The organism is Rhizocola hellebori (genome assembly GCF_016862955.1).
Lineage (GTDB): Bacteria > Actinomycetota > Actinomycetes > Mycobacteriales > Micromonosporaceae > Rhizocola > Rhizocola hellebori.
Genome location: NZ_BONY01000033.1, coordinates 24,756 through 38,358 on the forward strand (window position 1 = coordinate 24,756; position 13,603 = coordinate 38,358).

Consider the following 13,603-nt stretch of genomic DNA (forward strand, 5'->3'; position numbering starts at 1 on the left):
CGGCTCGGCCGTTCGGCCAATATCCACCTGGCCAAAGTGCGAAGCGGGTTCATGCTTGTCAGCTCGGGATGGGATATTGGACGGCATGAGAGCCCGCGTCCTGGTTGTCGATGATGACCCCGCCCTCGCCGAGATGCTGGGCATTGTCCTGCGAAGCGAAGGTTTCGCCCCGTCGTTCGTCGCCGACGGCGAACGCGCCCTGGCAGCCTTCCGGGAGACCAGACCCGATGTCGTGCTCCTCGACCTGATGCTGCCCGGCATGAGCGGGCTCGATGTCTGCCGGGCCATCCGCGCCGAGTCGGGCGTGCCGATCGTCATGCTGACCGCCAAGAGCGACACCGTCGACGTGGTGCTCGGGCTGGAGTCGGGCGCCGACGACTACGTGGTCAAGCCGTTCAAGCCCAAGGAGCTGGTGGCCCGGGTGCGGGCGAGGCTGCGCCGCGGCGAGGACGTCACGCCCGAAATGCTCAACATCGGGCCGCCCGACAACCAAATCAGCATCGATGTCCCGGCGCACACCGTGACCCGCAACGGCGACGAGGTCAAGCTGACCCCGCTGGAGTTCGATCTGCTTGTCGCGCTGGCGCGCAAGCCGCGCCAGGTCTTCACCCGCGAGGTTCTGCTCGAACAGGTATGGGGTTACCGCCACTCGGCCGATACTCGACTGGTCAATGTTCACGTGCAGCGGCTGCGCGCGAAGATTGAGCCCGACCCCGAGCGTCCAGAGATCATCTTGACTGTTCGCGGGGTGGGTTATAAGGCGGGGACCAGCTAACCTGGGCAGACCGTGAGCACCCCCACCCTGACCACCGCAACGCGTCGCGCCCTCGAGCTGGCGCGACGGCTCGCCCGCACCCGCGCCGCCCAAGCGGTGCTGGTCAAGGCCAAGCCGGGGCTGGTTCGGGTGCGGCGCACCTGGCGGCGCTCGTTGCAGCTGCGGATGGTCACCATTACCGTGTTCGCCTCGGCCGTCCTGGTCAGCGGTTTCGGGTACCTGATGGCGGCTCGAAACAACGACGCCCTGGTGGAGCGCGCACGTGAGGATGCCTCCGTCAAGCTGAACAGGGGCGCCGACTATCTGACCCAGCAGCTTCGCGACTGGACGAACGGCCAGGATGCTGGCACCGACGAAGAGGTCGAAAAGTTCCTGGCGCCGCTGGCGTCATCGCCCCAGCAGGGTGGCGGCGTGATTGTGGCGGTGAAGCTCTCGAAGGCCACCCTCTCCCCGAACCTGCGCGGCACGGTCGCTTACCCCGATCCCGATTTCAGGGCGGTCGAAGCCGCCATCACCCCCGAGCTGGAACACAAGGTCGCCGACGAAGGCATGGTGGCCCATCAGGTGGTGACCGTTGGCGACCGCACCTTCCTGGTCTACGGGCGGCCGGTGCCCATGCGCTGGAGCTATCAGCAGATCGAGCTCTATTACCTGGTGCCGCTCAACACGGAGGTCGGCGTCGCCGAGGACTTCCGGGCCACCATCGGCATCGTCGGCACCGCCCTGGTGCTGCTGCTGACCATCCTCGTCGTGCTCGTGACACGGCTGGTGACCCAGCCCGTCCGGCTGGCGGCTCAGACAGCGCAGCGCCTTTCGGCCGGCCTGTTGGATCAGCGCATGGATGTGCGCGGCGAGGACGAGCTGGCCCTGCTGGCGGATGCCTTCAATCACATGGCCGGAAGCCTCCAGCAGCAGATCGTTCGCCTCGAGGAGATGTCCCGGCTGCAGCGCCGCTTCACCTCCGATGTCTCCCACGAGCTGCGCACCCCGCTGACGACGGTCCGGATGGCGGCAGATCTGTTGCATTCACAGCGGTCCGGGTTCGATCCGGCCGTCGCGCGAAGCGCCGAGCTGCTGCAGACCGAGCTCGATCGCTTTGAGGAGCTGCTGACCGATCTGCTTGAGGTGAGCCGATTCGACGCGGGCTTCGCCATGCTCGACGGCGAGCCGACCGACCTGGTGGCTCTGATGCGCCGGGTCATCGACCGGCTCAACACCGTGGCGTTGCGCGCCGGGGTCGAGGTCAGCCTGTCGACTCCCGAGCCGCCCGTGGTGGCGGAGATTGACGGGCGTCGGGTGGAGCGGATTCTGCGCAATCTCATTGACAATGCCATCGACCACGGCCAGGGCCGGCCGGTGGTGGTGACGCTGGGCTTCGACGCGCAGGCGGTCGCCATCACGGTGCGCGACCACGGCATGGGCATGAAGCCGGGCGAGGAAAAGCTTGTGTTCAATCGCTTTTGGCGGGCTGACCCGTCGCGGGCCAGGCAGACCGGCGGCACCGGGCTGGGCCTTTCGATCAGCGTCGAGGATGCCCGGCTGCACGGCGGGTGGCTCGAAGCCAGCAGCCCCGGGCCGGGTCAGGGTGCTCAGTTCCGGCTGACCCTGCCGGTAAGGGCCGGAGCGAGGCTCACCGGGTCGCCATTGCCGCTGGAGCCGACGGACACCGGCGACGAGGCAAAGGTGCCCGCCCAGCTGGTGAAGACGGAGGTGCGGGCATGAGAAAAGTGTTGCCACGATTGGCGATTCCGGTTCTGGTGGCGACGCTGCTGAGCGCGTGCGGCATCGGCTCCGGCCCGGTGATCAGCGACCAGGTGGCCGAAAAGGCGGCGGCAGGCCCGGTCAGCAGCGGAGGCGGCCCCCCGATGCGCAGGGCCGTGCGCATCAGCGATCCCGTTGACCTCGTCCTGGCGTTCCTCCGCGCCTCGGCCGGCGAGGACCTGAAAGTGATTCGCAGTTATATCGCCGACGGCGATTCGTGGACACCTCGGCCCGGCCTCAAGGTGGTGCGGATAGAGCTGCCGCTGCAGGCGCCGACCGTCACCGTCGAAGGATTCACGGTAAACCTTTCGGTGCAACATATCGGGATTCTCGATGACGCCGGCCGGCTGATTCCCTCGATGGAGGGCGTGAAGAACTACGAGTTCAAGGTCGAGCAAAACGAATTCATCCTGCGCGATCCCCCCAAAGATCTGCTGATTTCCGAGTCGGGGCTTTCGGATTTCTATGCGGCCAGGCCAATCCACTTCTGGAGCGGCAGCACCCTGGTGGAGGATCAGCGCTACGTCTCCAAGGCTCTTTCCCTTGAGGCGCAAAGCAATCTGCTGGTGCGCTGGCTATACAACATCGGTCCGGCCAGCTGGCTGACCAACTCGGTGGCCAAGCTTCCGCCGGAGACCCAGCCCGGCGTCACCAAAGTGGTTCGCGGTGAGGACAACAAGCTGGTGATCGACCTGCAGGCGAAGGTGCCCGATCCGGAGTTTCGGAGGCTGGCCGAACAACTCGCCAAAACGCTGGTGGTGCCACCGCTGTCCGGTCTCCAGATCAAGGTGCAGGGCCAGGTGGAGATCGACAACGAGCAGCCCCGCGACGACCGGGTCGTCGGTTCGCCACGCCGGTACGCGGTGGTGGATGGCCGGGTGCGCCGGCTGACCGGAAGTGACACCGGGACGGATCTGCTTCCAGCCGAGGAGAACAAGAACCTGGTCGCGGCCGCCTTCGCCAAGGATGAGCGCGCTGTGGCGGTCGTGCAGCAGGAGGGCAGTTCACAACGGCTCAAGATCGGTGGCCGTTCCGCACTGCGGACGGTCGAAATGCCCCCGATGAAATCGATCGCCCAGCCGATCTGGCTTGACGGCGGAACGCAGCTGCTGGTGCTGGCCGACCATGGCGTTTACCAGGTCGGCATCGACGGCAAGGCCGAGCTCAAACTGAGTCAGTCGGGCCTGACCGCGCTTTCGGTGGCGGCCGACGGCCGAGGGCTCGCCCTGGTGGTCGACGGGGCGCTTCAGCTTGCCTCGCGAGGCAGCGACGGCTCGATCATCCTGGGCATCCCGTACCGGATACCGACCATGTTCAAGTCGATACAGAGCGCTGCCTTCGCCGGCCGCGGCGAGCTCATTCGCAGTCAGCTCATCGTGGCGGGCACCGGGATGGATGGCCGGCTGAGCTTGATGCGTATGAACATCGACGGAACCGACCAGAGGCAGCTCGCCAACCCGTGGCAGCAGGGCCTGACCATCGGCCATCTGGTCGCGGATCCGTACACCGGCAACGCCATGTTCGAGTTGCAGGGGGAGGCCTACGAGGTGCGCCAGAACGGGTCGGTGCGCCTGGCCGAGGAGATGACCTTGCCCACGCCCGGTCCCAACGGCAAATCGAAGGTGAGCGCGCCGAGCTTCGAAGGCTGGCTGTGACGGGTCTGTGGGCGGCGCTCGCAGACCTTGTCGTTCCCGCGTCGTGTGCGGGGTGCGGGCAGACCGAAGGCAGGCGCACCTTTGAGGTGTGCGCTCGTTGCGTGACGGCGGTGGAGGCGCTCACGGCGCATCCGTCGCGTCCCACTCCCGCGCCCGCCGGCCTGCCGCCGGTTTACGCGCTCGGCGAGTACGGCGGCGAGCTGCGCGAGCTGATCATCGAGTACAAGGATCGGGGCCGGCACCGGCTGGCCCGCCCACTGGGTGCTCTCCTGGCACAGGTGGTCTCGCGGGCCGTAGCGGGCCGTGGGCCGGTCCTGATGCTCTACGTACCCGATACCCCGGCATCGGCCCGGGAACGTTACGGGGATCACATGCGGCGGCTCGCCGTGGCCGCTGCGCAGCGGCTCAACCTAATCGGCCGGGATGCCCTTGTCGGTCAACCGTTGCTCGCCAGGCCCAAGGCGGACTCGACCGCGCTCGGCATCGCCGAAAGAGCGGCTGCGGCACGCGAAGCCTTCGCCATCAACCGTTCCGGCCTGCGGCTCGCCCGACACGCGGCGACACGCCGAGCTGTAGTCCTTCTGGATGACATCATGACCACGGGCGTGACCTTGGCCACTGCGGCCGAGTTGCTGGCCGATGAGGAGCTGGAAGTGTCTGCGTGCGCAGTGCTGGCAGCGACCAAGCGCCGATTGCCCGCTTGATCACTTCCGTTCCGCAACGGGCGAATCTCATCCAAACTCTCTTGGAACAAGGGGTGACGCGGCGGCGAAGAGCGGCTAGCGTCAGAAATCAACCACCTGATGAGAGCGTTAGGAAGGGTTTTATCGACAGTGCTCTCTACAGAGGAGGGCGGGTGGTTTTCGCCGTCCGGAAACTGTGTGTGGGAGGTCAGGCGTGGAACTCGTCGTCAAGGGCCGTAACGTCGAAGTGCCCGATCACTATCGGGTGCATGTGGCGGAGAAGCTGCAGAAGGTCGAACGTTACGACCAGAAACTCATCCGGATCGACGTAGAACTATTTCATGAGCGCAATCCGCGCCAGAACGACAATTGCCAGCGAGTCGAGATCACGTGCATCAGCCGTGGTCCCGTGGTGCGCGCCGCAGCCTGTGCGGGCGACTTCTATACCGCCCTCGACCTGGCGATCAGTAAGCTTGATGGCCAAATGCGCAAGGTAGCCGACCGTCGCCGCGTTCACCGTGGCCGGCACGCGCCGATCTCGGTCGCGGAGGCGACCGCCAAGCTCGCGATGTTTGAACGCCCGGCCCAGGAAGCCATGGCCCACACGGCAAATGGCGCTTCCGGCCCGGTGAGCGTCCTCGATGAGCAGGATGAAGACCAGCCATGGCACATCGCTCGTGAGAAGGAGTTCTCCGGCGAGCCCATGACCGTTGACGACGCCCTCTACCAGATGGAGCTCGTCGGCCACGACTTCTATCTCTTCCACGACAAGGATTCCGGCCGCCCGTGCGTCGTGTACAGGCGCAAGGCCTATGACTACGGCTTGCTTACCCTGGCCTGGTAGGCGTTGACAAAACAGCGCACCGGCGAGCCGTTGTCGGCCCGCCGGTGCTACTTGCTGTTTCTGCCTACGGGTTGCTGAAGCCGAGCGTGTAGCTGCCCGATCCGCTGTAGGCGTGGACGCGGTACCGGTAGTAGCCGGCCGTGCCCGAGTAGGTGATTGATTCGGCGTTCGACGAAGTTCCGCCGGTCGCCACTACGGCCCAAGCCGACCCGTTCCACTTCTGCAGGTACAGGTCGTAGTCGGTGCCCGTCGGCCCAACGAGGCAGCCGCGGTGGGTACCCGAAACGGTCGACTGGTAGTAGCTGTTGTCCGGCTGGTAGGCGCTGGCGCCACTGGCGAGCGAACCGGTCCGGGTGAACTCATAGCCGGAGCAGCTTCCGCTGGGCGGCGGGCTGCTCGGCGGTGTGCCGCCACCGGTCACCAGGGTCAGGCTGTAAGCCTGCAGGATCTCGTTGACCGGCTGGAAATAGGTGGTGCCGCCGGAGGTGCAGTTGCCCGAACCGCCGGAGGTGACGCCCTGTGCTTGGCTGCCTGCGATGAGCGAGCCACCGGAGTCGCCGGGCTCAGCACAGACGTTGGTACGGATGAGGCCGTTGACGGTCCCCTGCGGGTAGGTGACCGACGAGTTGCGCGCCTGGATCGTGCCGCAGTGCCATCCTGTGGTGGAACCGGAGCGGCAAACGGAGGCGCCGACGGCCGCTTCGGTGGAGCCGGCGACGGTGACGGTGCCGCCCGCGTAGTTGTTCACCAGTCCGCGCGGGGTGTTACCGGAGGCGACCTGTACCCACGAGTAATCGTTACCGGGGAAGCTGGAGCCACGGAAGGTTCCGCTGGGCTGGGTGGTGGTCGAGCCGGTGGTGCCGCAGTGACCGGCGGTGATGAAGCCGCCGTTGACCGAGAAGCCGACCGAGCAGCGCGAGCCGCCGATGTAGTAGGCGTTGCCACCTATGACATCGATGAACGGGCGGGGGTCCTCTGTGGACAGTTCGACGCGTACGGCGCTGGGATCGGCGCCGCTTGCCTTGACGAAGGTTGCCGCGTCGGCGTTGCTGCGGGCAAGCACTACGACCGTGTTGGTGACCACATCGACATACCAGCCCGGCACCGTCTTCGGCGCGCTGGCGGAAATGCCGTCAAGGCGGTCCTTGACCGCGTCGAGCTGGGCCAGGCTGTGCTTGACCAGTTGCGGCGACGCTCCCGCGGCGCGCACCTGATCGGCCTGAGCAGAGCTGGTCACCGCTACGTTGAAGGTCTTCGCGTCGGGCGAAAGCCAAGCGCCACCATAGGTTTCGCCCAGCGACTTGCGCAGCGTCAGCTCCGCCTTGCCGGCCTTGGCCTCGTTGGACAGTCGCGTTTGGACACCGTCGGCGTCGAGCTTCAGGTCACGTGCTAGTGCTTGGAAGACCTGTGGCGACAGGCCAGCCGCCACCGCGGCTTCGGTTGCGGGATCGGGCCGCTGACCGGCCATCGCCGGAATCGTCAGCGCGGCGGTCAGACCCAGGGTGAGGGACACCACCGCGGAGGCGGTGAATAGTCTTCGATTCATGGACGGGAACGTATGCGTGCGGAGATCGTCTCCGGTAGATCTCGTTTACGTCATACCATCACGCGATGGATAGCTGCGGCTTGAATTGGGGATTGAGTTTAAGCCACTCGATGTAGTGCTGATTGCGGGCGGCCGACTCCTCGTAGGCGGCCACGGCATGGGCAAGCATGGCGTCGGCGAATTCGGCCGCCTGGCTACGCGGATGCCAGCCGAGCAGATGCCGCCACCGCAGCGGCGCTCCCGCGATGGGGACGGTCGCGATTCCGTGCGTGCGGCGGAAGGTCGCCTTGCACAGCCCGACGGCATGGCCGGCCTGCACTAGGTCAATGACATTGCCTACATCCATTTCGTACATGGTGCGCGGGCTGAATCCGGAGCGGGCGCACGCGGCCGCGAAGCAGTCACCGAAACAACCATCGCCCGGTAACACCGCCCATTGGGCCTCGGCCAGCTCGGCGAGATCCACCTCCCAGCGATGCGCCAGGGGATGTGTTTCAGGCAGCATCACAAAGATGGCATCCACGGCGATCTCGCGCCATATCAACCCGTCGGCGGGCGTGCCCGGAACCGTGTCGCCACACGCGCCTACGACACAGAAGTCCAGCCGCCCGGAACTGACCATTTCGGAGAGTTGATCTGCCCAGTGCGAGGGATGCGTCAGCACCTGGACGCTGTCGTTCTCGGCGGCCAGCCGGGCGATGAGGCCGCCCAGAATCGGGCCGCTGACGGCGCCGATCCGGTACTGGTTGGGGGTCACGTGGTTACCGGCGAGTCGTGCGGCGTCCTCCTGCAGGCCTTTCATCGCGGGCAACACCACCTTCGCCCGCGCCAGCACCAGCTCACCGAGCGCGGTCGGGGTGGCGCCACGCCGATCCCGCTCGAACAACGGCCCGCCCAGAATCCGTTCGATGCGCTGGAGCTGGGCGGTGAGTGCCGGCTGGGCCAGGCCCAGCAAGGAAGCCGCTTTCGTGACGCTGCCGGTCTCCGCTATCGCGCAGACCACCCTTAGATGGCGCAGCTCCAGGTTCATGACCCTCCAGTGTCAGGAAGGATTAACCAGCGGGGAAATTCGCACAAATTGTATGTCGTCGATCCTGGTTCCGTCACGGCCTGGCAGAGCAGCTTTAAAGTGGCCTTCACGTTCGAAACCCGCGCGTAACAACACGGCGCGTGACGCGTCGTTGTAGTCGAACGTCCCGGCGATCACCCGAATGGCGCCGACTTTGTCGAATGCCCAGTCGGTGATGAGGTTGACGGCTCGGGTCATGTAACCCTTTCCGCGGAACTCCGGTCGCAACGAGTAACCGATCATCGCTTCCTTGCTGAACGGATGGCGATATAGCAACTGGATGTCACCGGCGAAGGCGCCGCTGGCCGCGTCCACGATCGCGCATTGGGCGGCCTCTCCGGACAGCCAGCCGTATTCGGCACGCGCACACCGCTGCGCAGCAAGCTCTCGGGTGATCGGTTCTCCTATATGGGTACGGATAACTTCCTCGAACTGGTTGAGTGAGTAGTAATCGTCCGCATCGGACGGTGTGAGCCGGCGCACCTCGACCACGCCGTCGGAGAGCTTGCCCCCGGGAAAGTCCGGAAGCAGCCGTGGCGCCGGCCCCGCCGGGTCGCCGGCCAGGCGCACGAAGACCACGAGATCCTGGCGGCCTCCGTCGCGGGTCGCGCCGCCGTCGCGCCGCACGCCCTCCCGGCCGAACCCGGCCGCCAGCGCGACCCGGATGCTGCCCGGGTTCTCCTTGGCCACCAGCAGTTCCAGCCGGTAGAAGTCGTGGTCGAAGGCCCACTGCGCCAATGCCCTGGTGGCCTTGGTGGCCACGCCCCGCCCGCGGGCCCACGGCGCGATCCAGTAGCCCACCTCGCCCTGCTTGCGCGACGGTTGCACGCTTCCCAGCCCCATCCCGCCGAGCAGCCGGTCAGTCCCCGGCTCGCGAATCGTGAACGACGCGCCGCCGCTTTGCCAAGCCAGGGGCGCGCCCTCGGTGACCCACCACTGCGAGGTCTCCTGGGTGTAGGGGTCGGGAAACTGCGGCATGAACCGCTGGATCAGCGGGTCGTTGCATGCATCAAGCATCTGTTCGTCGGCGTCGGTCGCCTCCCACGGCCGCAGGATCAGGCCGTCGGTCTGCAGGGTCACCGGGTCCATGCCAGTTCCCCCTTGAGAATCGCCGAGATCCAGCCGTCGTGCCTCTCGCCGCGCTGGGGGCAGCCGTTGCGCAGGATGCCCTCGAACCGGAAGCCGACCTTCTCGGCGACCCGCCGCGAGGCCTCGTTGCCGACGTGGGCACGCCACTCGATGCGCTCCAGCTTCAGCTCGTCGAAGCCGAATGCCACCGCGGCGCGTACGGCGGCGGTCATGTAGCCCTTGCCACGTGCGTGCGGGGCGGTGATGAAGCCGACATCGGCCAGCTGCCTGTCCCGGGGGTCCACGCGGAGGTCGAGTTGCCCGGCGTAGGTGTCGTCACTGTCAGCTATTACCCAGGAGGCGCCGTCGCCCCGCTCCCACCAGCCCGGCGCGTATTCACTCACGAATCCCTCTGCCCTGTCCCTGGAATAGTCAAGGGGAAGCGTTGTCCAGCGGAGAGTCTCGGAGTCACTGCAGGATTGGAAGATGGCATCGATGTCCCGCTCCTCGGCGGGTCTCAGGATGATCTTCTCGCCACGATCGGTGGTGGCGCTAAGGGTGGGCTGGGGTGTCATGGAATTACCCTGCCACACCCGCCAAACCAAATACTTTCATCCTGGTTTGGCATGGAAGTGGACCACCGGGGGTGTGGGTTGCTGACTTGAGCGCCTACGATTGGGCCGTTAACTGTCTAGGGGAGCGAACCCGTGTCGTTTTTTGAGAAGATTCTCCGCGCTGGCGAAGGTCGTATGCTGCGCCGGCTTGAGGCGATCGCCAAAGCCGTCAACTCCATCGAGGAGAACTACGTCGATCTTAGCGATGCCGATCTGCGCGCGTTGACCGACCAATATCGGGAGCGCTACGCCGATGGGGAGACCCTCGACGATTTGCTGCCCGAGGCTTTCGCCACGGTGCGGGAGGCGTCCAAGCGCGTGCTGCACAAGCGTCACTACGACGTGCAGATGATGGGTGGCGCGGCGCTTCACTTCGGCAACATCGCCGAGATGAAGACGGGCGAGGGCAAGACCCTCGTCTCCACGCTGCCGGCCTACCTCAACGCGCTGTCCGGTGACGGCGTGCACGTGGTGACGGTCAACGACTACCTGGCCCAGCGTGACGCGGAGTGGATGGGCCGCATCCACCGCTTCCTCGGCCTGACCGTCGGCGTGGTGATGCCCAACCGTCCCTCCGCGGAGCACAAGGCCGCGTACGAGTGCGACATCACCTACGGCACGAACAACGAGTTCGGTTTCGACTACCTGCGCGACAACATGGCGTGGTCGGCCGAGGACATGGTGCAGCGCGGGCACAACTTCGCGATCGTCGACGAGGTCGACTCGATCCTCATCGATGAGGCGCGTACCCCGCTGATCATCTCTGGCCCGGCGGAGCACTCGCAGCGGTGGTACACCGAGTTCTCCAAGATCATTGCTCGACTGGAGAAGGGCAAGGACGGCGCCGGCGACTACGAGGTCGACGAGTCCAAGCGCACCGTCGCCATCACCGAGCGCGGCGTGTCGAAGGTGGAGGACCGCCTCGGCATCGACAACCTCTACGAGTCGGTGAACACCCCCCTCGTCGGCTACCTGAACAACGCGATCAAGGCCAAAGAGCTTTACAAGCGCGACAAGGACTACATCGTCTCCGACGGCGAGGTCCTCATCGTCGACGAGTTCACCGGCCGCATCCTGCACGGGCGCCGCTACAACGAGGGCATGCACCAGGCGATCGAGGCCAAGGAAGGCGTCGAGATCAAGCAGGAGAACCAGACCCTCGCCACGGTCACCCTGCAGAACTACTTCCGCCTCTACGGCAAGCTCTCCGGCATGACCGGAACGGCCCAGACCGAGGCCGCCGAGTTCAACAAGGTCTACAGCGTCGGCGTGATCAGCATCCCGACGCATCGCCCGATGATCCGCGCCGACCGGCCCGACGTCATCTACAAGACCGAGAAGGCCAAGTTCCAGGCGGTCGTCGAGGACATCGCCGAGCGCCACGCGCAGGGCCAGCCGATCCTCGTCGGCACGGTGTCGGTGGAAAACTCCGAGATCCTCTCGCAGCTGCTGCGCCGCAAAGGCGTGGCCCACAACGTGCTCAACGCCAAGTACCACGCCCGCGAGGCCGAGATCATCGCGCAGGCCGGGCGCAAGGCCGGCGTCACGGTGGCGACCAACATGGCCGGTCGTGGAACAGACATCCTGCTCGGCGGAAACGCCGAGTTCCTCGCTGCGGCCGAGCTGCGCCAGCGTGGCATCACCGAGGAAGAGCACGGCGACGCCTACTACAAGGAGCTCGAAGAGATCCTGCCGCACTGGGAGGACGCCTGCGCCAACGAGGCCGAAGAGGTCGTCGCCGCCGGTGGCCTCTACGTGCTGGGCACCGAGCGCCACGAGTCGCGCCGCATCGACAACCAGCTCCGCGGCCGCTCCGGCCGCCAGGGCGACCCGGGCGAGTCGCGGTTCTACCTCTCGCTTCAGGACGAGCTGATGCGCCGCTTCCGTTCCGGCGCGGTCGAAGCCGTCATGGACCGATTCAACATCCCCGAGGATGTCCCGATCGAGTCCAAGATGGTCTCCAAGCAGATCAAGAGCGCGCAGACGCAGATCGAGGCGCAGAACGCCGAGATTCGCAAGAACGTGCTCAAGTACGACGAGGTCATGAACAAGCAGCGCCAGGTGGTCTACGCCGAGCGCCGCCGTGTCCTCGACGGAGAAGACCTGAACGACCAGATCACCAACATGATTGACGATGTGGTCACGGCTTACGTGCGCGGCGCGACCGTCGAAGCCTCCGGCGAGCACCCGGAGGATTGGGACCTCGACCAGCTCTGGACCAACCTCAAGCAGCTCTACCCGGTCGGCGTGACCATCGAGGATCTTGAGGAAGAGGCCGGTGCCGAGCGTAAAACCTTCGACGTCGAGTTCCTCATCCAGAACCTGAAGGAAGACGCGCACCGGGCCTATAAGCGCCGCGAGGAGTCGTTGCCCCACCCCGACGCGATGCGCATGGTGGAGCGGCAGATCCTGCTCGCGGTCATCGACCGTAAGTGGCGCGAGCACCTCTACGAGATGGACTACCTCCAGGAGGGTGTTGGCCTGCGCGCCTACGCCCAGCGCGACCCGCTGGTGGAATATCAGCGCGAGGGCTTCGACATGTTCGCCCAGATGATGGACGGCATCAAGGAGGAGGCGGTCGGCTTCCTCTACAACGCCGACGTCCAGATCGGCGAGCCCGAGCCGGCCCCGGTCAAGGAAGGCATGCCCCTGCCCGAGCAGGAGTCGGCCGTGGAGGTCAAGGCCAAGGGCTTCGGCCAGCGCCAGCAGCCGCGTGCCCTGCAGTACACCTCGCCAACCATCGACGGCGCGGCCGGCGGCGGCGCGAAGCAGGTGCAACAGGGCTCCGCATTCGGCCTCACCGGCGCCGCGGGGGAGAACGGCAAGACCGCGTCCGCCCAGGGCCGCAAGCCCTCTCCACGGCGCAACGCCCCGCCCGTCGGCAACGTAGCCGCCCCGGCTTCGCGCAACTCGCCCTGCCCCTGCGGCAGCGGCAAGAAGTACAAGCGCTGCCACGGCGCCACCCCCGGCGGCGAGTAACCGCCACCACCCGTTCCACCGCTGGCCGCACCGCTCCTGGTGTGGCCAGCTTCTTTGTGCCCGGAGCTGTTACAGCAGGATTTTGAGGGCGGAGCAGCGCCAGCCGGTGGGGCGGCGCTCCAGCCGGTAGGCCATGGCCCAGCTGCGGTGGCCGTCGTTGAGGACCGCGGCCACCTCGGCGACCCCGTCGCGCGGCTCGCAGGTGCGGACCTGGCTGCGGCGCACCTTGGTGGCGGGGACACGCCGACGCTGGTCATAGGCGCTGCGGGCGGCTCGGGCCAGCTCGTCGAGGATGGCCAGGCCCTGCTCGAGGGCGATCAGTGGGCGCATCTGGGCCGGTGAGCGGAAGCCGTTGAACAGCTCCAGGGCCACGTTGAGGAACCTCAGCGCCGCGGTGTGGCACTCGGGGGAGGCCCCGGCGACGGCGGCGGATGGGACGGAAAGCCTTGGCTCATATGGGACGGGGCGATAGGTGGTGGGAAGCAGCTCGTCGTCGAACGGTGGGTCGAGCAATGGTGCCCTGTGCAAGCGGATCTGGCCGGGAGGAGCTTTGGTGACGACCGACATCCAAACTCCAAACCTTGCGTTTGCTTTAGTTTGATTGAGTTT

Annotated in this window: 11 protein-coding genes; 6 read left to right on the plus strand and 5 right to left on the minus strand. The window is 66.2% G+C overall.

Annotation, left to right across the window (positions count from 1 at the left end; translation table 11 throughout):
- Positions 1-85 precede the first annotated feature (85 nt).
- The 5 genes from mtrA (at position 86) to hpf (ending at position 5,718) form a co-directional block, all read left to right on the plus strand.
- Positions 86-775, plus strand: a complete 690-nt coding sequence (mtrA, locus tag Rhe02_RS25460; RefSeq protein WP_203910869.1) for an MtrAB system response regulator MtrA — start codon at positions 86-88, stop codon at positions 773-775.
- Positions 776-787: 12 nt separating this feature from the next.
- A complete protein-coding gene (gene mtrB, locus Rhe02_RS25465; RefSeq protein ID WP_373320695.1) occupies positions 788-2,497 on the plus strand; it encodes an MtrAB system histidine kinase MtrB in 1,710 nt (569 codons plus the stop codon).
- Positions 2,494-4,191 (plus strand): hypothetical protein, encoded by a 1,698-nt coding sequence (locus tag Rhe02_RS25470; RefSeq protein WP_203910870.1) that lies wholly within the window; start codon positions 2,494-2,496, stop codon positions 4,189-4,191. Before mtrB ends, Rhe02_RS25470 begins: the two co-directional genes overlap by 4 nt.
- The gene (locus tag Rhe02_RS25475; RefSeq protein ID WP_203910871.1) at positions 4,188-4,895 is read left to right on the plus strand and encodes a ComF family protein; all 708 of its coding nucleotides are present in this window, start codon (positions 4,188-4,190) and stop codon (positions 4,893-4,895) included. The genes Rhe02_RS25470 and Rhe02_RS25475 overlap by 4 nt, the downstream gene beginning before the upstream one ends.
- Positions 4,896-5,088: 193 nt before the next feature.
- On the plus strand, positions 5,089-5,718 hold the full coding sequence (hpf, locus tag Rhe02_RS25480) for a ribosome hibernation-promoting factor, HPF/YfiA family (RefSeq protein ID WP_203910872.1): 630 nt from the start codon (positions 5,089-5,091) through the stop codon (positions 5,716-5,718).
- A 64-nt stretch (positions 5,719-5,782) separates the two neighbouring features.
- Here the strand turns inward: hpf and Rhe02_RS25485 are convergent, their stop codons facing one another.
- From Rhe02_RS25485 to Rhe02_RS25500, 4 genes are read right to left on the minus strand one after another with little or no spacing between them, the layout of a single operon-like run.
- Entirely contained in the window at positions 5,783-7,264 is a 1,482-nt protein-coding gene (locus Rhe02_RS25485) for a S1 family peptidase (protein WP_203910873.1), read from the minus strand.
- A 58-nt stretch (positions 7,265-7,322) separates the two neighbouring features.
- Positions 7,323-8,294, minus strand: coding sequence for a LysR family transcriptional regulator (locus Rhe02_RS25490; RefSeq protein WP_203910874.1), 972 nt, complete (start codon positions 8,292-8,294; stop codon positions 7,323-7,325).
- Between the two features lie 12 nt (positions 8,295-8,306).
- Positions 8,307-9,422 (minus strand): GNAT family N-acetyltransferase, encoded by a 1,116-nt coding sequence (locus Rhe02_RS25495; RefSeq protein WP_203910875.1) that lies wholly within the window; start codon positions 9,420-9,422, stop codon positions 8,307-8,309.
- A complete protein-coding gene (locus tag Rhe02_RS25500) occupies positions 9,410-9,976 on the minus strand; it encodes a GNAT family N-acetyltransferase (protein WP_203910876.1) in 567 nt (188 codons plus the stop codon). The genes Rhe02_RS25495 and Rhe02_RS25500 overlap by 13 nt, the downstream gene beginning before the upstream one ends.
- Positions 9,977-10,108: 132 nt before the next feature.
- Here Rhe02_RS25500 and secA point away from each other — a divergent pair, with 132 nt between their 5' ends.
- Positions 10,109-12,994, plus strand: coding sequence for a preprotein translocase subunit SecA (gene secA, locus Rhe02_RS25505; protein WP_203910877.1), 2,886 nt, complete (start codon positions 10,109-10,111; stop codon positions 12,992-12,994).
- Between the two features lie 69 nt (positions 12,995-13,063).
- Here secA and Rhe02_RS25510 read toward each other — a convergent pair whose 3' ends face one another.
- A complete protein-coding gene (locus Rhe02_RS25510) occupies positions 13,064-13,561 on the minus strand; it encodes an Rv3235 family protein (RefSeq protein ID WP_203910878.1) in 498 nt (165 codons plus the stop codon).
- Positions 13,562-13,603: the final 42 nt, after the last annotated feature.